The sequence below is a fragment of the Ferrovibrio sp. genome (genome assembly GCF_046297595.1).
Classification (GTDB): Bacteria; Pseudomonadota; Alphaproteobacteria; order Ferrovibrionales; family Ferrovibrionaceae; genus Ferrovibrio.
Genome location: NZ_JBKBHT010000003.1, coordinates 123,149 through 141,262, shown reverse-complemented (window position 1 = coordinate 141,262; position 18,114 = coordinate 123,149). Strand labels below are relative to the sequence as shown.

The following is an 18,114-nucleotide window of genomic DNA, read 5'->3' as shown; positions in this document are numbered from 1 at the left end:
GTTCGCGGAATGCAGGCGACGAGCATGGCTGGTACGCCTGAACGACCGTTCCCTCCGCCGGCATGACCCGGATCAGGTTCACGAAACCGCGCATTCGCGCGATTTCTCAGGGTCACGGCGTTGCAGGGAAGGGCCCTGCCGGCCGAATCTCAGCGCCCTAGCGGCGCCCCCCTCGGTAAGGTCGATGGTGGCGCAGGGTGGCTGCCGGGTCAACCCGTCAGATCAGGCCCTTCTCGCGCAGACTGACATGGCCCTTGCGGCCGACGATCAGGTGATCGTGCAGCTCGATGCCCATCACGGATGCGGCCTGGCGCACCTGGCGCGTCATCTCCACATCGGCGCGCGAGGGCGTCGGGTCGCCGCTGGGATGGTTATGCACCAGGATCAGGGCGGCGGCGTTCAGTTCCAGCGCGCGCTTCACCACCTCGCGCGGATAGACCGGCGTGTGGTCCACGGTGCCGCGCTGCTGTGCCTCGTCGGCGATGATCTGGTTCTTGCGGTCGAGAAACAGAATCCGAAACTGCTCCACGCCTTCATGCTGGAGCGCGGCGCGGCAGTAATCGAGCAGGGCCTGCCAGTTGGAGATCGCCGGCCGCTGCATGGCGTCTTCCTTCAGCAGCCGCAGCCCGGCCTCGCGGGTGACCTTCAGCGCGGCGATCACCGCCTCGCCGCAGCCCGGCACCTTCATCAGCCGCTCGGGCGCCGCCGACAGAACGGCACCCAGCGAGCCGCATTCGGCGATCAGCGCCTTGGCCAGCGGTTTCACATCGCCATTGCGGAACACGCCGAACAGGATCAGTTCGAGGATTTCATAATCGGGTATGCCGGCGCCGCCGCTTTCCAGGAAACGGGTCCGCAATCTTGCGCGATGGCCGTGGTAATGCGGTTTTGTGTCTGCGTCGTCGTCTGCGGCAGTCATGGCCTTCGCGGTCCGGTGCCGCAGCCTAGCATGACCATGAGGGCAGGGGAATCTGCCGGGGCGCTCAGTCGGCGGGGGTCGCGGCCGGCTTGCGGGGATGCAGCATGCCGGCGGCCAGCAGGGCCGCAAGGATGGTGATCGTGGTGCAGATGCCGGCCGCCAGCAGGAAGCCGTCGCTGAAAGCGGTGCGGGCGATGCGGATCAGGTCCGCGCCGATGGCCGCCGGCAGTGCGGCCGCCACCGTCAGGGCGCCGGCCAGGGTATTGATGGCGGCCTCGGCGGCGGCGGTATCGAGGCCGGCGGGCATCTGTGCCGCCACGCTGTCGCGATAGATGGCGGTGGCGATGCTGCCCAGCACGGCGATGCCCAGGGCGCCGCCGAATTCGGCGGCGGTTTCCGATATGGCCGAAGCGGCACCGGCGCGCTCCGGCGGTGCGGCGCCGACGATAAGGTCGGTGGTGAAAGTGAAGACCGGCGACAGGCCGAGGGCAAACACGATGAAGGCCGTCATCAGCAGCACGAAGCTGTCGAAGGCGATGGCGCCGGCCAGCAGGGCGAACCCGATAGCCGCCACGCCCAGTCCGGCCGCTACGATCTGCGCGGGCGGCATGCGGCGGGCCAGGCCCGGCGCCAGGATCGAGCCGGCAATGAAGGCCAGGCCCGACGGCGCGGTCCACAGGCCGGCGGTGAAGGGATCCATGCCCAGCACGAGCTGCAGATACTGCGCGCCATAGAGGAAGATACCGAAGGCGGCGAAAATCCCCAGGATGTTGATCGCCAGCGCGGCGCTGAAGGCGGGATTGCGGAACAGGGCCAGGTCGATCAGCGGATCGGCCAGCTGGCGCTGCCGCCGTACGAAGGCAACACCGATGCCGATGCCGGCAAGAATGATTACAACCGGCAGCCAGCCCAGGCCTGTCTCGGCGATGCGTTTGATGCCATAGATCACCGCCAGCACGGCGGCCAGAGACAGGACGGCGCTGGGGATGTCGATGCTGCCGGCATCGGGATCGCGGTATTCCGGCAGCAGGCGCGGACCCAGGATGAGAAGCAGCACCATCACCGGCACGGCGATCAGGAAGACCGAGCCCCACCAGAACCAGGTGAGCAGCAGGCCGCCGATCACTGGCCCCAGCGCGCCGCCGGCCGAAAAGCTGGCGATCCAGATGCCGATGGCGAAGGTGCGCTGCCGTGGATCGTGGAACATGTTGCGGATCAGCGACAATGTGGAGGGCGCCAGCGTTGCGGCCGCCACACCCAGCGCGGCGCGGGCGGCGATCAGCAGTTCGGCCGTGGGCGCGAAGGCGGCCAGCACGGATGCGATGCCGAAAGCGGTGGCGCCGATCATCAGGATACGACGACGGCCGATGCGGTCGCCCAGCGTGCCCATGGTGATCAGTGAACCGGCCACCAGGAAGCCGTAGATGTCGACGATCCACAGCAGTTGCGCGCTGGTTGGATTCAGGTCGGCGCTGAGATGCGGGATCGCGAGGTTCAGCACCGTCAGGTCCATGGAATAGAGCAGGCAGGGCAGGGCCAGAACGGCCAGGCCGACCCATTCCCGCCGCGTGGCCTGCGGCGGGTCGGAGGGTGATGCGGCGGCTGGGTCTGGACTGCGTTCGGTCATGGCAACCTGCGGCGATTCGGGCTGCGAAGTATGGCGCTGTTATGTTGCAGGCGCGATATCCGTCATCACATCCACCATGCGGATGCGGAAAGACTGCTGACAGAGTCTGTCAGCAGCAGCGCAGCCGGCCTTCTGTATTGGGCGTTCAGATATAGGGCGGCTTGTGCCAGCCCTTGGGCGAGAGCGTGAATATCTCGTAGCCGGTCTCGGTCACGCCGATGGAATGCTCGAACTGCGCCGACAGCGAGCGGTCCTTGGTCACCGCCGTCCAGCCATCGGAGAGCAGCTTCACCTGCCACTTGCCGGCATTCACCATGGGTTCGATGGTGAAGAACATGCCGGCCTTCAGCGGCACGCCGGTGCCGGGTTCGCCGTAATGCAGGATGTTGGGTGGTTCGTGGAAGATGCGGCCCAGGCCATGACCGCAGAAATCGCGCACCACCGAAAAACGCTCCTTCTCGACGAAACTTTGGATGGCATGGCCGATATCGCCGGTGGTGGCGCCGGGCTTCACCACTTCGATGCCGCGCATCATCGCTTCATAGGTGATGTCGCAGATGCGCCGGCCTTTCACGCCCACATCGCCGAGCAGGAACATGCGGCTTGTATCGCCGTGCCAGCCGTCGAGGATGACGGTGACGTCGATATTCAGGATGTCGCCATCCTCCAGCACCTTGTCGCCCGGGATGCCGTGGCAGACCACATGGTTGACCGAGGTGCAGATCGATTTGGGGAAGCCGCGATAGCCCAGCGGCGCCGGCACGGCGCCATGCTCGACGATGTAATTGTGGCACAGCTCATCCAGTCGGCCCGTGGTCACGCCGGGCACCACGAAGGGGGTGATGTAGTCCAGCGTCTCGGCGGCCAGACGACCGGCCCTGCGCATGCCCTCGAAATCCGCCGGGCTGTGCAGCCGGATGGCGCCTGGGCGGAGGTCGTCGTCCTCGTCCGTGTCGATGATGGCGCGGGCCTGGGTCTGGTTCACGGCAGAAATCCGATATTATTGCAAAATCAGCATGTTACGGGCCAATCGGCAGGGGCCGGTCCAGCACGATGCCGGCCTCCGTAACGCGACAGGCGTAACATAGCGCCTCGACCCCGGCATTCCTAGCCTCGATGAACCCGGCGGCATAGGCGGGGTCGCAGTCGCCGGCGATGCGGAAACTGGTGCAATCCCCGCGCTGAACCAGGAACAGCATCACGGCGCGGTGGCCGGCTGCCACCATGGCGGCCAGTTCGCGCAGATGCTTGGCGCCGCGCGCCGTCACGCAATCGGGGAACTCGGCCAGGCCCGCCTGCCGCATCAGGTGCACGTTCTTCACTTCCAGATAGCAGTCGGGTCGTCCGGCGCCGGAGAGCAGGAAATCCACCCGGCTGTTGCCGCCATAGGCGACTTCCGGGCGATGGGTATCGTAACCCTCCAGTTCGGCGATGCGGCCCTGGGTCAGGGCTTCGGCCACCAGGCGGTTGGGCAGCGTGGTGTCGATGCCGACCAGGGCGCCATCGGCCTCGGCCAGGACCCAGCCCCAGGCCAGCTTGCCGCGGCCGGGTTTGAGCCAGACGCGGCTGCCGGGTGTGTCCAGCCCCAGCATGGCGCCGGGATTGGGACAGTGCACCGTGGCCTCGCTGCCGTCGGAGAATCTTACATCGGCGAGGAAGCGCTTGTAGCGCCGCAGCAAAACGGCGGGGGTGAGGGGCTGGGGGAAGTCCATGCCTCCGGCTATAGCGGCCGCTGGTCTGCCCGTCCAGCGCGTGCTATGTCCTGTGCGCCATGACGGAAACGCCCGAAATCGCCAACCCCAAAATCGTTACGGCGGCCATGCTAGTGATCGGCAACGAGATCCTCTCGGGCCGGACCCGCGATGCCAACATGCATTTCCTGGCCGGCAAGTTGACCGAACTGGGTATCCGCCTGCGCGAGGCCCGCGTGGTGCCCGATATCGAAGCAACGATCATCGCGGCCGTGAACGACCTGCGCGCGCGCTACGACTATGTGTTTACCTCGGGCGGTATCGGCCCGACCCATGACGACATCACGGCCGACTGCATCGCCAAAGCTTTCGGTGTGGGTATCGACGTGCATCCGGAGGCCCGCCGCCGGCTTGAGGCGCATTACGAAGCCGGCATGCTGAATGCCGCCCGCCTGCGCATGGCCCGCATTCCCGATACCGCCACGCTGATCGACAATCCGGTTTCGGCCGCGCCCGGTTTCCGCATCGGCAACGTGATGGTGATGGCCGGCGTGCCCAAGATATTCGAGGCCATGGTGGCCAGCGCCGCGCCCACGCTCGTCGGCGGCGACAGGCTGCTCTCGCGTACCGTGCTGGCGCTGGTGCCCGAGGGCGCGGTGGCCGAGGATCTGGGCAAATTACAGGCCGAGTATCCCGACGTTGATATGGGCTCCTATCCCGCTTTCCGGTCGGGCAAGGCGTCCACCGCCATCGTGCTGCGCTCGACCGACAAAGCCCGGCTGGATGCCGCGTCCGAGGCGATGTATGCGATTTTCCGCCGCATGGGCGGCGAGCCGTTCGAGAACGAGATCGTCTGATGCGCCGTTTCTCCGCAGCTGCGGTTCTGGCCGTGGCCTTCGCCTTTCCCGTGTCCGCCCAGCAGCAGGCCCCGGCCCAAATTGTGGCCCAAACCCCAACCCAAACTCCGGCCGCCCTGCAGCCGCCGCCGCGTTTCCTGGCGAAAGACCTGCAGGCCATGTGCGAAGGCGCCGATGGCAGCGTGCGGCTGGCCGGCTGCCTGCGGTATCTGCAGGGCGCGGTGGCGCTCTATGAACTTGCGGTGGCCGACGGCAAGGATTTGACCTGGTTCTGCGCGCCGCGCGAGGCGCCGGCAAGCATGCTGCGCCAGCAATTCGTGGAATGGGCGCGCGATAATGCCGACCAGATGAGTTCGGATGCCATACAGGCGGTGAAGCTGGCGCTGGCCGATGCCTATCCCTGCCAGGGCGACTAGCGCAGCAATCCAAGGTGCGGCCCCGATTATGCCGCAATCGCCTGTCAGCCTGACTGGACTATAATCATGTCGGCCGGCGGAGACCGGCAGACGGATATGCCATGCGCAGCACCCGGTTCGTGTACCTTGTCGTTGCTCTGTTGATTGGCCCGCTGGCCGCCTGCGGCCCGCCGCTCGCCTGGCAGCGGCCAAATACCTCGCTGGCCGATACCGAACTGGACAGCCGGGAATGTGCGGCGCTGGCGCGGGACCAGGCTTTCCGCGAAAGCATGTTCGGTCCACCCTTCGGGTATTATGGTTACCCCTATGGACGCTATGCCTTCGGTCCTTATCCCTGGGGCTATTACGGGCCACGTTATGGCTTTTCCGACTCTTTCATGTGGCGCGGCCAACGGGAAAGCGAATTGCAGAATTTCTGCCTGCGGGCACGCGGCTATCGGCTGATGCCGGTGGCGCAGTAGGAGGGGCCGTATGAAAACGCCTGCCACCAGCTTCATCTTCGCGGCCTTCCTGCTGTCGGGTTGTACCGCCAGCACGGAATGGTCGCGGTCGGATACCAGCCTGGAGCAGCGCCTGGCTGATGAGAAAGATTGTGCCGAAATCGCCTCTTGGCAGGCGCTGGATGAAAGTTTCGCCTCCGGCCCGAAATACCCACCCTATCGCGACACGCAATTCATCTATGGCGGCGATGACGATGGCGGCGGTATTTCCACCAGCTACAGCCGGCGCGGCGCGCGGGAATACGAACTGACCGAGTATTGCATGCGCCAGCGCGGTTATGTGCTGGTGCCAATCGCCAAACCATGAAACGCATCCTGCTTCTGGCGCTGCTGTTATCGGCCTGTGCCACGGCGCAGACGGAATGGGTGCGCAGCGACACGACGATGGCGCAGCGCGACAGGGACGAGAAGGAATGCGGCGAGATTGCCGCAGGACAGGCGCTGGATGAAAGCATGTCTTCCCGACCGCTCTATCCGCCCTGGACCGGGACCGGCTTCAATCGCGGTTTCCCGTGGTCGCCGTTCTATCGCGGCCATGAATCGCCATCGTATTTCGACCGTGGCCCGAGACAGTACGAACTAACCGAATACTGCATGCGCCAACGCGGCTATACGCTGCAGAAGATCACGCCAGCTCCGAAATAAGTTCCTCGGCCTTGTGGCAGGCCACGTTGCGCCCATCCGTCATGCGGCGCAGAAGCGGCGTCTCGCTGCGGCAGCGTGCATCGGCATAACGGCAGCGTTCGGCCAGCGCGCAACCATCGGGCAGGTGAGTTGGGCTGGGCGGATTGCCTTGCAACAGGGCATGGCGGCGGCGCTGCCCAGGTGCCGGTGGCACGGGCTGGGGCAGGGCGGCCAGCAGGGCCTCGGTATAAGGATGCGCCGGCCGGGCGAAGATCGTGGCCGTATCGCCATGTTCCACCACGCGGCCGAGATACATCACCGCCACCTTCGGGCAGAGCTGGTCGATCACGGCCAGGTTATGACTGATGAACAGGTAGGTCACGCCATGGCGTTCCTGCAGGTCGGCCATCAGGTTCAGCACCTGGGCCTGCACCGAGACATCAAGTGCCGAGACGGCCTCGTCGGCGACGATCAGCTTCGGCCGCGTGATCAGGGCGCGGGCGATGGCGATGCGCTGGCGTTGGCCACCGGAGAATTCATGCGGGTATTTCTCCATGTCGGCAGGCCGCAGGCCGACGGTTTCCAGCGCTTCGGCGATGCGCGCGTGTCGTTCGGCTTTCTCCAGCCGCTCCAGCGCATCCAGCGGCTCGGCCACGATGCGGGCCACGGTCAGGCGCGGATCGAGCGAACCATAGGGATCCTGGAACACCATCTGGAAATCGCGCCGCGCCGCGCGCAGCTCGGCAGCACCCAAGCTGTTCAGGTCGCGACCGGCGACGCGGATGCTGCCCCGATCGGGGTGTTCCAGGGCCATGACGAGGCGTGCCAGCGTGGACTTGCCGCAGCCTGACTCGCCCACCACGCCGAGATTCTCGCCGGCCCGGATCTGCAGGGAAACACCGTTGATGGCATGGACCTTCTGCGGTGCCGCAAAGGGCAGGCTGCGCGGCAGGGGATAGGCCTTTTGGACGTCGTTGATCTCGACCAGCGCGCTCATGGCCGCTCCCGCGTCATGTCGGTGCGCCAGCATTCCGCGCCGTGCTGCGGCCCTACCGGCACAAAGGGCGGGAAGTCGTTAGCGCAGCGCGGCTCGGCCAGCGCGCAGCGCGGCGCAAAGGCGCAGGCCGCGCCCAGGTCGCGCAGGTCGGGCACCACGCCGGGGATGGTGGGCAGGCGCGGCCGGGGATGGGGCTGGCCTGCTGCCAGCCGCGGCATGGCGGCAAACAGGCCGCGCGCATAAGGGTGACGCAGGCCGGCGAAGACCTCGCGGACCGGCCCGGTCTCGACGGCGCGGCCGGCATACATCACCAGCACGCGGTCCACCGTTTCAGCGATCACGCCCAGATCGTGGCTGATCAGGATCAGCGCCATGCCGCTGTCATCTACCAGTTTGCGGATCAGGTCGAGAATCTGGCCCTGGATGGTGACGTCCAGCGCGGTGGTCGGTTCGTCGGCAATCAGGATGTCGGGGTCGCAGGCCAGCGCCATGGCGATCATCACGCGCTGGCGCTGGCCGCCCGACATCTGGTGCGGATAGGAATCCAGCCGTGCGCGCGGATTGGGGATGCCGACGCGGTCGAGCAGTTCCACCGCGCGTTCGTAAGCCTGCCGGCGGCTGAGGCCGAGATGCTGCTGCAGCGGTTCGGCGATCTGGTCGCCGATGCGATGCAGTGGATTGAGCGAGGTCATCGGCTCCTGGAAGATCATCGCCAGGCGATTGCCGCGCAGACCGCACATCCGGCGCTCGTCGTATCGCAGGATGTCGTCGCCACGGAACAACACGCTACCGCCGGCATGGCCGTTATCCGGCAGCAGGCCCATCAGGGCCAGGGCGGTCAGCGACTTGCCGCAGCCGGATTCGCCGACGATCCCCAGCGTCTCGCCGCGCCGCAAGGTAAAATCCAGGCCGCGCACGGCTTCGGCCGGGCCGCGTGCGGTGGCCAGCGTCACGCGCAGGTCGCGCACGGCAAGCAGGGTTTCGTTCGTCGCATCACCGCTCATGGCGTTACTGCTCATCGCATCACCGCTGCCGCGACAGGCGCGGATCTGTCAGATCGCGCAGGCCGTCGCCCAGCAGGTTGAAACCCAGCACGGCGATGGCGATGGCCAGGCCGGGAAACACCGCCAGATAGGGGGCGCGGAACACCATGGTCTGCGCCTCGTTCAGCATGCGGCCCCAGGATGGCGTCGGCGGCTGGGTGCCAAGCCCGAGATAGGACAACGCCGCCTCGGCCAGGATGGCGAGCGCGAACTGGATGGTGGCCTGCACCACAATCACCGCCAGGATATTGGGCAGCACATGCTCCAGCGTAATGCGGAAACCGCCCTTGCCGGCACTGCGCGCGGCCAGAATGTAGTCGCGCGACCAGACCGCGTTGGCCGAACCACGCACCACGCGGGCGAAAACCGGGATGTTGAAGATGGCGATGGCGACGATGGAGTTCATCGTGCTGGGGCCAAACACAGCGGCCAGCAGGATCGCCGAGAGGATGGCCGGAAAGGCGAAGGTGAAATCGGCGAAGCGCATCACCAGTTCCTCGATCCAACCGCGCCGCGCCGCGGCCAGCAGGCCCAGTGCGCTGCCTGCCAGCAGGCCGATGCCGACGGCGACCAGCCCCACCAGCAGAGAATTCTGCGCGCCGGTGAGGACCAGCGAAAGCACGTCGCGGCCGAAACTGTCGGTGCCCAGCCAGTGCTCGGCCGAAGGCAGGGCCATGCGCTTGCGGATATTCATCGCGGTCGGCGCATAGGGCGTCCAGACCAGCGACAGCAGCGCCATGCCGAGCACAAAGCCCGAGAGCAGGGCGCCGACGGCAAAGCTGCGGTGGCGCAGGGCGCGGCGGAACACGAGTGTGGTCTCAGACATCGCGGCCCTTCAGTCGCGGATCGATCACCGCATAAAGCACGTCGACCACAAAATTCACTGCCACCACGGTGAAGGCTAGCAGGATCACGGCAGCCTTCACCACTTCGATGTCGCGGTTGCTGATCGCCTGGAAGACCAGCCGGCCGAGGCCGGGCAGGGAGAAGACCTGCTCGACCACGATGGTGCCGGTGAGCAGATTGCCGAATTGCAGTCCGATCACGGTGATCACCGGGATCAGGGCATTGCGCAGCACATGACGCCACAGGGCCTGGCTGCGGCTCAGGCCCTTGGCGCGGGCGGTGCGCACAAAATCCTCGCGCAGCACCTCCAGTACGGCCGACCGGGTAATACGGGCGAGGATCGCGGCCTGCACCACGGCCAGCGAGATGCCCGGCAGGATCAGGCTGAGCATCGCCGGGCCGAAGCCGGCGCGCCAGCCCGGGAAGCCGCCGGCCGCCAGCCAGCCGAGATTGACGGCGAACAGCAGGATCAGCAGCAGGCCGAACCAGAAATTGGGGATCGAGATGCCGAGCTGGCTGATGCCCATGATGATGACATCGCCCGCCCTGTTGTGCCGGGCGGCGGCGAAGACGCCCAGGCCCAGGGCCAGCACCACTGTGAGCAGCATGGCGAACAGGGCCAGCGGATAGGTGAGTGCCAGCCGTTCGGCGATCAGCGGCCAGACCGGCGTCTTGTAGGCATAGGAGATGCCGAAATCGCCCTGCAGCAGGGCGGCCATCCAGCCGACATAGCGTTCCAGCACCGGCCGGTCGAGGCCGTATTCATGGCGGAAGACGGCAAGCTGCTCGTCGGTGGCGTCGATCCCCAGCACCAGCAGGGCCGGGTCGCCGGGCAGGATCTCCAGCACCAGAAAGATGATCACCGAGGTGGCCAGCAGGGTGGCGAGCAGGGTGGCGAAGCGTTTGAGCAGGAAGGCCGGCATCAGGCCGCTCCCGCCTGCCGGCGCCGCTCGGCCAGCCGTTCCAGCAGGGCATGTTTGCCGGCGGCGTCCAGGGTCGGCCAGACGCCGATTTCCTCGCCGGTGCGGAAACAGCCCAGGCACCAGCCGCTGCGGCGGTCGATGCTGCACACCTTGTTGCAGGGCGAGGGCGGCGGGTCGTCGATCATGGCGGAATTATGGCAGCCGGAAGCGGAATTCACAGGCCCGTGAGGGGCTTGGCGGGCTGCAAAATGCCGTGGGGGGCTTGAACCGGGGGCATGGAAACTCTTATCTAGCGGGCGCCGCGGGACGGAGGCCGTTCCGGGCTGGCAGGGGATTCAGTAAGACGATGATCGACATAAAAAATCTGGTCAAGCAATTCGGTCCGTTCACCGCTGTCGACCATATCAGTTTCAGCGTTGCCAAGGGTGAGGTGCTCGGCTTCCTCGGGCCCAACGGCGCCGGCAAATCCACCACCATGAAGATGCTGTGCGGGTTCCTGAACCCGACCTCGGGCAGCATCTCGGTCTGCGGCCACGACGTGGAGGCCGATCCGCTGGCGGCCAAGGCCAGCATCGGCTATCTGCCCGAAGGCGCGCCCAGCTATGCCGACATGACGGCGCGCGGGTTCCTCGATTTCATCGCCGATGTGCGCGGCATGAACGGCAAGGACCGTGACTGGCGGCTGGACAAGGTAATCGATCAGGTCAACATCAAGGATGTACTGGACCAGCCGATCGATACGCTGTCCAAGGGCTACAAGCGCCGCGTCGGCCTGGCCCAGGCGATCCTGCATGATCCGCCGGTGCTGGTGCTGGACGAGCCGACCGACGGCCTCGACCCGAACCAGAAGCACGAGGTGCGCGGCCTGATCCAGGCCATGGCGCGCGACAAGGCCATCATCATCTCCACCCATATCCTTGAGGAAGTGGAAGCGGTGTGCAGCCGTGCCATCGTGATCGCCCGGGGCCGCATCGTCGCCGAGGGTCGCCCCGAAGGCCCAATCGGATCTAATGGCGGCTGGCGCATCGGCGACATCCTCGCCGCGCCCGGCAAGCTCGATGCCGCCTTCCGCCAAGTGACGCAAGCCCGCGCGGCCTGACCAGGATACTCGCCATGAAGCCCATGCTCGCTGTCTTCCGCCGCGAAATCGCCGGCTATTTCGCCACCCCGGTGGCCTATGTCTTCATCGTGGTGTTCCTGTTCACCGCCGGCATCTTCACCTTCTATCTCGGCCAGTTCTTCGAACGCGGCCAGGCCGACCTGAAGGCCTTCTTCCTGTTCCATCCCTGGCTTTACCTGTTCTTCCTGCCGGCCATCGCCATGCGGCTGTGGGCCGAGGAGCGCAAGGCCGGCACCATCGAGCTGCTGCTGACCCTGCCGATCCCGCTCTGGGCCGCGGTGGCTGGCAAGTTCCTGGCCGCCTGGGCCTTTGCCGGCATCGCGCTGGCGCTGACCTTTCCCCTCTGGCTCACGGTCAACTGGCTGGGTTCGCCCGATAACGGCGTGATCCTGGCCGGCTATATCGGCAGCCTGCTGATGGCCGGGGCCTATCTCGCCATCGGCAGCTGCATGTCGGCGGTAACCAAGAACCAGGTGATCGCCTTTGTGGTGGCCGTGCTGGTCTGCTTCATCTTCACCGTTTCGGGCGCGCCGATGGTGCTGAGCTTCTTCCAGGGCTGGGCACCGGCTCTGGTGGTCGACACCATCGCCTCCTTCAGCTTCCTGGGGCATTTCAACGCCATCACCGAGGGCGTGATCGACCTGCGCGACCTGGTGTTCTTCATCTCCCTGATCGTGGTCTGGCTCTATGCCACCGCCGTCGTCGTCGATTTCAAGAAAGCGGGCTGAGATCGCATCATGAAAACCGGCAGCAAAGCCCTTCTCACCGGCACCGGCCTGATCGCCGCCTTCGCGATCTTCTTCGCCGTCAACATCATCGCCAACCAGGGTCTACGCGACACCCGCATCGACCTGACCGAAGCGCGGCTCTACACATTGTCCGACGGCACGCGCAATGTGCTGAAGGCGATCCCCGAGCCGATCACGCTGCGCTTCTTCTTTTCCGACAAGCTGGCCGGCAACGCGCCGCAGCTCAGGCAGTATGGCGCCCGCGTGCGCGAGCTGCTGGAGCGCTATGCGGCGCTGTCGAACGGCATGCTGCGGCTTGAGGTGATCGACCCCGAGCCCTTCACCGAGGCCGAGGATCGCGCCGTGCAGGCCGGCCTGCAGGGTATCAACCTGCCGGGCGGGCAGCTCTATTTCGGCCTGGTGGCCAGCAACACGCTGGACCAGCAGCAGACCATCCCCTTCTTCCAGGCCGAGAAGGAGCAGTTCCTCGAATACGACCTCACCAAGCTTATTTATGCCCTGAGCAATCCGAAGAAGCCGACCGTCGGCATCCTCGGCAGCCTGCCGCTGGAATACGGCCCGGGCGGCATGATGGCAGCCATGCGCGGCCAGTCGCAGCCCTATCTGATCCTCGACCAGATCAAGCAGTTCTTCGTCGTGAAGATGCTGGATGCGACCAAGCCCGAGGAGATCGACGACAAGCTCTCCGTCCTGATCCTGGCGCATCCCAAGGACCTTTCGGCCCAGGCGCAGTATGCCGTCGACCAGTTCGTGCTGAAAGGCGGCCGGCTGATCGTCTTCGCCGATCCCTATTCCGAAACCATGGCCGCCATGCCAAACCCGATGACGGGCCAGCCGATGCCGCCGGGCGCCGACCAGTCGTCGCTGCTGCCCGATCTGTTCAAGGCCTGGGGCATCGAGGTGGTGCCGGGCAAGTTCGTCGCCGACCTAGCCCTGGCCCAGCGCGTGCAGACCGGCCGCAGCGGCCCGGCCGCCGTGGTCGACTACATCCCGTGGCTGGCCATTCCGGGCGACCGGCTGAGCCAGGAGGATGTCGTCACCGCCGACCTCACGCAGATCAATGCCGCCTCGATGGGTGCGATCCGCAAGCTCGACGGCGCCGCCGTCACGCTCACGCCGCTGATCAGCTCGTCGAACCAGGCCATGCTGATGGACACGAACGACCTGCAGGGCGATCCGAACCCGCAGGTGCTGGCCGAGAAATTCAAGCCGACGGGCGAGACCTACACCCTGGCGGCCCGCATCAGCGGCCCGGCCAAGACGGCCTTCCCGAACGGTGCGCCGGCGGTGGAGAAGAAAGACGGCGAGAAGCCGGCCGAACAGAAGCCGGCGGCAGCGCAGGTGATGGAAAGCACCAAGCCGATCAACGTGCTGCTGGTGACCGATGCCGATCTGCTTGACGACCGCTTCTGGGTGCGCAGCCAGCAGATGTTCGGTCAGAACCTGTATGTGCCGATCGCGGCCAACGCCGATTTCCTGGTCAACGCGATCGACAACATGTCGGGCTCGGGCGATCTCATCGGCCTGCGCAGCCGTGGCCGCTCGCAGCGCCCGTTTGAGCTGATCGACAACATGCGCCGCCAGGCCGAGCAGCAGTTCCTTGCCCGCCAGAAGGCGCTGGAGCAGAAGCTGGAAGCGACCCAGAAGCAGCTGGCCGACCTGCAGTCGAAGACCCAGGAGCAGTCCAATGCCTTGCTCAGCGCCGAGCAGCAGGCGGCGATGGATGCCTTCCGCGACGACTTGCTCAACACCCGGCGCGAACTGCGCGGGGTGCAGCGCGAGTTGAACCGCGACATCGAAGGCCTGCAGCTGCTGGTCAAGTTCATCAATATCGGGCTGATGCCGCTGCTGGCTGCCCTGGTGGCGGTGGGGCTGGCGATTGCCTGGCGCCGCCGGCGCATCCGGCGCGCCCTGGAAGGCTGATTTCAGTTAGGGAGTATGGCGATGCAGATGCGTAACAAGACCTGGGCGATCCTGGTGGCGGCGGCGGTCGTGCTGGGTGGCGCGGGCTGGTGGCTGGCCACCTCGCGGGATCGCGCCACCGAGGCCGATTTCACGCCGAAGCCCTTGTTCGCCGGTTTGATGGCCAAGGTGAACGATGTGGCCTCGCTGGAGATTTCGACGCCCAAGGCGCTGTTCCGTATCGAGCGCGGCGCCGATGCCGAGCACTGGATCATGCCGAGCCGCAACGATTACCCGGTGCGGGCAGATCTGGTGCGCAAGAACGTGCTGGGCATCGCCGGCCTGGAAACCCTCGAACCGCGCACAGACAAACCCGAGCATTACGACCGCCTGCAGGTGTCCGAGCCTGACAAGTACCAACCGGCCGACGAGGCCGCGAAGTCAGACCCTGGCCCGATCCTGGTGCGTCTGGTCGATCCCGATACCAAGGCGATTGCCGCCGTGATCGTTGGCAAGACCAAGAGCTATCCGGTCGGCGGCAAGCCCGGCCAGATGCATGTGCGCAAGCCCGAGGAGGCCCGCGCCTGGCTGGCGCAAGGCACCCTCGAACTGCCGGCTGATCCGGTGCAGTGGCTGGTCAAAGACCTGATCAAGATCGACCGTGCCCGCGTGGCCACGGCCACCGTCACCCATCCCGATGGCAGCGTGCTGCAGGTGGTGCGCGGACCGAAGAAGGAGGATGGCGCGTCGGTCGATTTCCTGCTGCCGGATATGCCGAAGGGCATGAACATCGCCTCGGCCTATGACGTGAATGCCGTGGCCGGCGCGCTGGCGTACCTGGTGTTCGACGATGTCGCGCGGGAAAGCGAGAAGGACTTCACCAAAGCCACCGTCACCGAAATCGTCACGCTGGACGGCGTGAAGGTGGTGGTAAAAACCGTTCCGGCTGAAGAAGACAAGAAGGCCTGGATCACCATTGCGGCCAGCTACGATGCCGCGCTGGCCAAGCCGGATGACGGCAACAAGGACCTGCTGTCGCCCGACGAGGCGGAAAAGCAGGTCAACGAGGCGATGCGGCGCATGACCGGCTGGGCCTATCTGGTCTCGGAATCGGTGGCGCGCGACCTGACCCGCAAGCTGGCCGACCTGATCGAGCCGGAAAAGAAGGACGAGAAAAAAGGATAACGCATCAGACGGGAGACGCAGGGATGACTGCCCAGACCATGCATTTCCAGGCCGAGGTGACGCGGCTGCTGCATATCGTCACCCATGCCCTCTACAGCCAGAAGGAAATCTTCCTTCGCGAGTTGATCTCCAACGCCTCCGATGCCTGCGACAAGCTGCGTTTCGCCGCGCAGACCGAGCCGGATCTGTGGGCGGGCGACACCGAACTCAAAGTCGTCATTTCCTTCGACAAGACCGCGCGCACCCTGAGCATCGCCGATAACGGCATCGGCATGGGGCGCGACGAACTGATTGCCAATCTGGGCACCATTGCGCGCTCGGGCACCGGCGAGTTCGTCTCCTCGCTCAGCGGCGATGCCGCAAAGGACATGGCCCTGATCGGCCAGTTCGGCGTCGGCTTTTATTCCGCCTTCATGGTCGCGGCGAAGGTGGAGGTTGTCTCGCGCAAGGCCGGCGAGATGCAGGCTTGGTGCTGGGTTTCCGACGGATCGGGCGAATTCAGCATCGGCGAGGCGGGCCGGGAAGGACGCGGCACCACCATCCTGCTGCATCTGCGCGAAGGCGAGGACGAATTCCTCGACCCCATGCGCCTGCGCCATGTGGTCAAGACCTATTCCGATCACATCGCGCTGCCGGTCGTGCTGCAGGATGGCGACAAGGCGGAAACCCTGAATGCCGCCAGCGCACTGTGGTCGCGGCCGAAATCCGAAGTCACCGAGCAGCAATACACGGATTTCTACCACCACGTCGCCCATGCCTTCGATGAACCCTGGCTTACGCTGCATGCCCGGGCCGAAGGCAAGCTGGATTACACCTTGCTGCTGTTCGTGCCGGGCATGCGCCCGCACGACCTGTTCGATCCGGCGCGCAAGGCGGCGCTGAAGCTGTATGTCCGGCGGGTATTCATCACCGACCGCTGCGATGAACTGGTGCCGGCCTGGCTACGGTTCCTGCGTGGCGTGGTCGATTCCGCCGATCTGCCGCTGAATGTCAGCCGCGAGATGCTGCAGCATAACCCGGTCGTGGCGCGCATCCGGCAGGCGATCACCCGGCGCGTGCTGGGCGAGCTGGAAAAGAAGGCCGGTAAGGATGCCGCGGCCTACGCCGCCTTCTGGGAGAATTTCGGCGCCGTGCTGAAGGAAGGCATCTATGAGGATGCCGAGCACCGGGAGCAGCTTCTCAAGCTGGCGCGCTTCCGTTCGTCGTCGCGCGAAGGCTGGGTATCGCTGGACGAGTATGTCGCCGCGATGAAAGACGGCCAGAGCGCGATCTACGTCATCAACGGCGACCAGATCGACCAGCTCAAGCGCAGCCCGCAACTGGAAGGCTTCCGCGCCAAGGGTGTGGAAGTTCTGCTGCTGACCGATCCGGTCGACGATTTCTGGCTTTCGGTCGTGCAGGATTACGCCGGCAAGCCGGTGAAGTCCGCGACACGCGCCGGCGCCGACCTGGATGTCGTACCGGATGCCGGCGAGACGAAGCCGGAAGATGGTGAGAAGGTGGAAGGCGCTGCGCTTGGCACGCTGATCGCCGCGCTGAAGCAGGTTCTGGGCGATGCGGTGAAGGATGTGCGGGAATCCAAACGGCTGACCGACAGCGCCGTTTGTCTGGTAGCGGCCGATGGCGACATGGACATGCATCTGGAGCGCTTGCTGCGCCTGCACCAGAAGCTGGACAAGACCAGCCCGCGCATCCTTGAGATCAATCCGGGCCATGCCCTGATCGGGGCGCTGGCGGCGCGGGCGCAGCAGCCCGGCGCGGTCGATGCGCTGAATGATGCCGCCCAGCTGCTGCTCGATCAGGCGCGGCTGGTGGAAGGCGAGCCGCTGGCCGATCCGGCCGGCTTCGCCCAGCGGCTGGCGCGGGTGATGGCCAAGGCGCTCTAGACCAGGCCCTTTAGGCCTGATTACATCCCGACGCGGCTGAGCGGCACTTCCGTCACGCCATAGCCGGCTTCGGCCGGAATGCGCAGATGCGGCTCGGCGAAGCTGGCCTTGTCCAGCACCGGCATCACGTCGACGATGGGCGTCTGCGCCGCCTGGGCCAGCGCCTCGTCCACGCTGCGCGCGCGGGCCAGCTTCACCAGCTGCATGCGGGTGGCGAACACAATGGTGCGGGTCTTGGCTTCCCAGGCATCCAGCGCGGCCTGCGGCGCGATCCATTCGGAATCGACCGACTCGCTGCCGTCATGGGCGCCGATCTGGCCCTCCGGCGCGCGCGCCAGGAAAAACCAGGTGTCGAAGCGCTTCGGCATCACCTCGGGCGTGATCCAGTGGGCGAAGGGCACCATGCAGTCCAGGGCGTAATCCAGGTTCTCGGCCTCGGCCAGGTCACGCAGGGATTTGTCACCGCGATTGAGCGGCTCGCGCCAGGCTTCCAGGGCGGCGGCGCGTTCGGCCGACAACAGCTTGCCGTCGCCTTTCGGACGCGCGAGCAGCAGCCCGGATTCCTCGAAGGCTTCGCGGATCGCGCCGAAGGCAAAAGGCGTGAGCGCCGGGGCGAAATTACCCGGCCGGGCATGGCGGCCCTGCAATACCGGATCGCTGTCGCCCGCCGCCAGTTTGCCGCCGGGAAATACCATGGCGCCGGAGGCAAAATCGATGGCGTGGTGGCGTTTGACCATGAACACTTCCAGTCCCGCATCGCCATCGCGCAGCATCAGGATCGTGCTGGACGGCAGCAGGGCGGATTTCGTCTCGGTCATTGGCGTTTCCT

Annotated in this window: 20 protein-coding genes and 1 riboswitch; of the genes, 10 read left to right on the top strand and 10 right to left on the bottom strand. The window is 65.9% G+C overall.

Annotation, left to right across the window (positions count from 1 at the left end; all coding sequences use genetic code 11):
- Positions 1 to 32 precede the first annotated feature (32 nt).
- Positions 33 to 182: riboswitch (TPP riboswitch) on the bottom strand.
- Positions 183 to 217: 35 nt separating this feature from the next.
- From radC to sfsA, 4 genes are all read right to left on the bottom strand, one after another.
- Positions 218 to 919 carry a RadC family protein gene (radC, locus tag ACK4FJ_RS09580; protein ID WP_409765787.1) on the bottom strand — a complete coding sequence of 234 codons (702 nt, stop codon included), beginning with the start codon at positions 917 to 919 and terminating at the stop codon, positions 218 to 220.
- A gap of 64 nt (positions 920 to 983) precedes the next feature.
- Complete coding sequence (locus ACK4FJ_RS09575; RefSeq protein ID WP_409765785.1) at positions 984 to 2,546, bottom strand: MFS transporter; 1,563 nt, start codon at positions 2,544 to 2,546, stop codon at positions 984 to 986.
- Between the two features lie 145 nt (positions 2,547 to 2,691).
- Entirely contained in the window at positions 2,692 to 3,504 is an 813-nt protein-coding gene (gene map / locus ACK4FJ_RS09570) for a type I methionyl aminopeptidase (protein ID WP_409766722.1), read from the bottom strand.
- Positions 3,505 to 3,565: 61 nt separating this feature from the next.
- Complete coding sequence (gene sfsA, locus ACK4FJ_RS09565) at positions 3,566 to 4,258, bottom strand: DNA/RNA nuclease SfsA (protein WP_409765783.1); 693 nt, start codon at positions 4,256 to 4,258, stop codon at positions 3,566 to 3,568.
- A 59-nt stretch (positions 4,259 to 4,317) separates the two neighbouring features.
- On the opposite strand from sfsA, the gene ACK4FJ_RS09560 reads away from it, so the two are divergent.
- The 5 genes from ACK4FJ_RS09560 (at position 4,318) to ACK4FJ_RS09540 (ending at position 6,655) form a co-directional block, all read left to right on the top strand.
- Positions 4,318 to 5,094 (top strand): competence/damage-inducible protein A, encoded by a 777-nt coding sequence (locus tag ACK4FJ_RS09560; protein WP_409765781.1) that lies wholly within the window; start codon positions 4,318 to 4,320, stop codon positions 5,092 to 5,094.
- The gene (locus ACK4FJ_RS09555; RefSeq protein WP_409765779.1) at positions 5,094 to 5,510 is read left to right on the top strand and encodes a Rap1a/Tai family immunity protein; all 417 of its coding nucleotides are present in this window, start codon (positions 5,094 to 5,096) and stop codon (positions 5,508 to 5,510) included. Before ACK4FJ_RS09560 ends, ACK4FJ_RS09555 begins: the two co-directional genes overlap by 1 nt.
- 101 nt (positions 5,511 to 5,611) lie before the next feature.
- A complete protein-coding gene (locus tag ACK4FJ_RS09550) occupies positions 5,612 to 5,971 on the top strand; it encodes a hypothetical protein (protein WP_409765777.1) in 360 nt (119 codons plus the stop codon).
- 10 nt (positions 5,972 to 5,981) lie between these two features.
- On the top strand, positions 5,982 to 6,317 hold the full coding sequence (locus tag ACK4FJ_RS09545; protein ID WP_409765775.1) for a hypothetical protein: 336 nt from the start codon (positions 5,982 to 5,984) through the stop codon (positions 6,315 to 6,317).
- Positions 6,314 to 6,655: a hypothetical protein gene (locus ACK4FJ_RS09540; protein ID WP_409765773.1), complete on the top strand. Its 342-nt coding sequence runs from the start codon at positions 6,314 to 6,316 to the stop codon at positions 6,653 to 6,655. The genes ACK4FJ_RS09545 and ACK4FJ_RS09540 overlap by 4 nt, the downstream gene beginning before the upstream one ends.
- Here ACK4FJ_RS09540 and ACK4FJ_RS09535 read toward each other — a convergent pair.
- From ACK4FJ_RS09535 to ACK4FJ_RS09515, 5 genes are read right to left on the bottom strand one after another with little or no spacing between them, the layout of a single operon-like run.
- A complete protein-coding gene (locus tag ACK4FJ_RS09535) occupies positions 6,636 to 7,631 on the bottom strand; it encodes an ABC transporter ATP-binding protein (RefSeq protein ID WP_409765771.1) in 996 nt (331 codons plus the stop codon). The genes ACK4FJ_RS09540 and ACK4FJ_RS09535 overlap by 20 nt on opposite strands.
- The gene (locus ACK4FJ_RS09530) at positions 7,628 to 8,635 is read right to left on the bottom strand and encodes an ABC transporter ATP-binding protein (RefSeq protein WP_409765769.1); all 1,008 of its coding nucleotides are present in this window, start codon (positions 8,633 to 8,635) and stop codon (positions 7,628 to 7,630) included. The genes ACK4FJ_RS09535 and ACK4FJ_RS09530 overlap by 4 nt, the downstream gene beginning before the upstream one ends.
- A 19-nt stretch (positions 8,636 to 8,654) precedes the next feature.
- On the bottom strand, positions 8,655 to 9,500 hold the full coding sequence (locus tag ACK4FJ_RS09525) for an ABC transporter permease (protein WP_409765767.1): 846 nt from the start codon (positions 9,498 to 9,500) through the stop codon (positions 8,655 to 8,657).
- Positions 9,493 to 10,443: an ABC transporter permease gene (locus tag ACK4FJ_RS09520; protein ID WP_409765765.1), complete on the bottom strand. Its 951-nt coding sequence runs from the start codon at positions 10,441 to 10,443 to the stop codon at positions 9,493 to 9,495. Before ACK4FJ_RS09520 ends, ACK4FJ_RS09525 begins: the two co-directional genes overlap by 8 nt.
- On the bottom strand, positions 10,443 to 10,628 hold the full coding sequence (locus tag ACK4FJ_RS09515) for a DUF1289 domain-containing protein (RefSeq protein WP_409765763.1): 186 nt from the start codon (positions 10,626 to 10,628) through the stop codon (positions 10,443 to 10,445). The genes ACK4FJ_RS09520 and ACK4FJ_RS09515 overlap by 1 nt, the downstream gene beginning before the upstream one ends.
- A gap of 161 nt (positions 10,629 to 10,789) precedes the next feature.
- Here ACK4FJ_RS09515 and ACK4FJ_RS09510 point away from each other — a divergent pair, with 161 nt between their 5' ends.
- Genes ACK4FJ_RS09510 through htpG form a run of 5 tightly spaced genes read left to right on the top strand, consistent with a single transcriptional unit; the run spans position 10,790 to position 17,285 of the window.
- The gene (locus ACK4FJ_RS09510; RefSeq protein ID WP_409765761.1) at positions 10,790 to 11,542 is read left to right on the top strand and encodes an ABC transporter ATP-binding protein; all 753 of its coding nucleotides are present in this window, start codon (positions 10,790 to 10,792) and stop codon (positions 11,540 to 11,542) included.
- A 14-nt stretch (positions 11,543 to 11,556) separates the two neighbouring features.
- On the top strand, positions 11,557 to 12,291 hold the full coding sequence (locus tag ACK4FJ_RS09505) for an ABC transporter permease subunit (RefSeq protein ID WP_409746175.1): 735 nt from the start codon (positions 11,557 to 11,559) through the stop codon (positions 12,289 to 12,291).
- A 9-nt stretch (positions 12,292 to 12,300) separates the two neighbouring features.
- The gene (locus ACK4FJ_RS09500; RefSeq protein ID WP_409765759.1) at positions 12,301 to 14,235 is read left to right on the top strand and encodes a Gldg family protein; all 1,935 of its coding nucleotides are present in this window, start codon (positions 12,301 to 12,303) and stop codon (positions 14,233 to 14,235) included.
- 21 nt (positions 14,236 to 14,256) lie between these two features.
- Complete coding sequence (locus tag ACK4FJ_RS09495) at positions 14,257 to 15,399, top strand: DUF4340 domain-containing protein (RefSeq protein WP_409765757.1); 1,143 nt, start codon at positions 14,257 to 14,259, stop codon at positions 15,397 to 15,399.
- A 23-nt stretch (positions 15,400 to 15,422) separates the two neighbouring features.
- A complete protein-coding gene (htpG, locus tag ACK4FJ_RS09490) occupies positions 15,423 to 17,285 on the top strand; it encodes a molecular chaperone HtpG (RefSeq protein ID WP_409765755.1) in 1,863 nt (620 codons plus the stop codon).
- Positions 17,286 to 17,305: 20 nt separating this feature from the next.
- On the opposite strand, the gene ACK4FJ_RS09485 is transcribed toward htpG, so the two are convergent.
- Positions 17,306 to 18,103, bottom strand: a complete 798-nt coding sequence (locus tag ACK4FJ_RS09485; RefSeq protein ID WP_409765753.1) for an NUDIX hydrolase — start codon at positions 18,101 to 18,103, stop codon at positions 17,306 to 17,308.
- Positions 18,104 to 18,114 lie beyond the last annotated feature (11 nt).

Excerpts from the sequence above, each read along its gene's own strand:
- ACK4FJ_RS09485 (WP_409765753.1), bottom strand. The coding sequence starts at position 18,103 with ATGACCGAGACGAAATCCGCCCTGCTGCCGTCCAGCACGATCCTGATG.
- ACK4FJ_RS09575 (WP_409765785.1), bottom strand. The coding sequence starts at position 2,546 with ATGACCGAACGCAGTCCAGACCCAGCCGCCGCATCACCCTCCGACCCG.
- ACK4FJ_RS09545 (WP_409765775.1), top strand. The coding sequence starts at position 5,982 with ATGAAAACGCCTGCCACCAGCTTCATCTTCGCGGCCTTCCTGCTGTCG.
- ACK4FJ_RS09540 (WP_409765773.1), top strand. The coding sequence starts at position 6,314 with ATGAAACGCATCCTGCTTCTGGCGCTGCTGTTATCGGCCTGTGCCACG.
- htpG (WP_409765755.1), top strand. The coding sequence starts at position 15,423 with ATGACTGCCCAGACCATGCATTTCCAGGCCGAGGTGACGCGGCTGCTG.
- ACK4FJ_RS09530 (WP_409765769.1), bottom strand. The coding sequence starts at position 8,635 with ATGAGCGGTGATGCGACGAACGAAACCCTGCTTGCCGTGCGCGACCTG.
- ACK4FJ_RS09515 (WP_409765763.1), bottom strand. The coding sequence starts at position 10,628 with ATGATCGACGACCCGCCGCCCTCGCCCTGCAACAAGGTGTGCAGCATC.
- ACK4FJ_RS09520 (WP_409765765.1), bottom strand. The coding sequence starts at position 10,443 with ATGCCGGCCTTCCTGCTCAAACGCTTCGCCACCCTGCTCGCCACCCTG.
- ACK4FJ_RS09495 (WP_409765757.1), top strand. The coding sequence starts at position 14,257 with ATGCAGATGCGTAACAAGACCTGGGCGATCCTGGTGGCGGCGGCGGTC.
- ACK4FJ_RS09555 (WP_409765779.1), top strand. The coding sequence starts at position 5,094 with ATGCGCCGTTTCTCCGCAGCTGCGGTTCTGGCCGTGGCCTTCGCCTTT.
- sfsA (WP_409765783.1), bottom strand. The coding sequence starts at position 4,258 with ATGGACTTCCCCCAGCCCCTCACCCCCGCCGTTTTGCTGCGGCGCTAC.
- ACK4FJ_RS09525 (WP_409765767.1), bottom strand. The coding sequence starts at position 9,500 with ATGTCTGAGACCACACTCGTGTTCCGCCGCGCCCTGCGCCACCGCAGC.
- ACK4FJ_RS09535 (WP_409765771.1), bottom strand. The coding sequence starts at position 7,631 with ATGAGCGCGCTGGTCGAGATCAACGACGTCCAAAAGGCCTATCCCCTG.
- ACK4FJ_RS09510 (WP_409765761.1), top strand. The coding sequence starts at position 10,790 with ATGATCGACATAAAAAATCTGGTCAAGCAATTCGGTCCGTTCACCGCT.
- ACK4FJ_RS09500 (WP_409765759.1), top strand. The coding sequence starts at position 12,301 with ATGAAAACCGGCAGCAAAGCCCTTCTCACCGGCACCGGCCTGATCGCC.
- ACK4FJ_RS09550 (WP_409765777.1), top strand. The coding sequence starts at position 5,612 with ATGCGCAGCACCCGGTTCGTGTACCTTGTCGTTGCTCTGTTGATTGGC.
- ACK4FJ_RS09560 (WP_409765781.1), top strand. The coding sequence starts at position 4,318 with ATGACGGAAACGCCCGAAATCGCCAACCCCAAAATCGTTACGGCGGCC.
- ACK4FJ_RS09505 (WP_409746175.1), top strand. The coding sequence starts at position 11,557 with ATGAAGCCCATGCTCGCTGTCTTCCGCCGCGAAATCGCCGGCTATTTC.
- radC (WP_409765787.1), bottom strand. The coding sequence starts at position 919 with ATGACTGCCGCAGACGACGACGCAGACACAAAACCGCATTACCACGGC.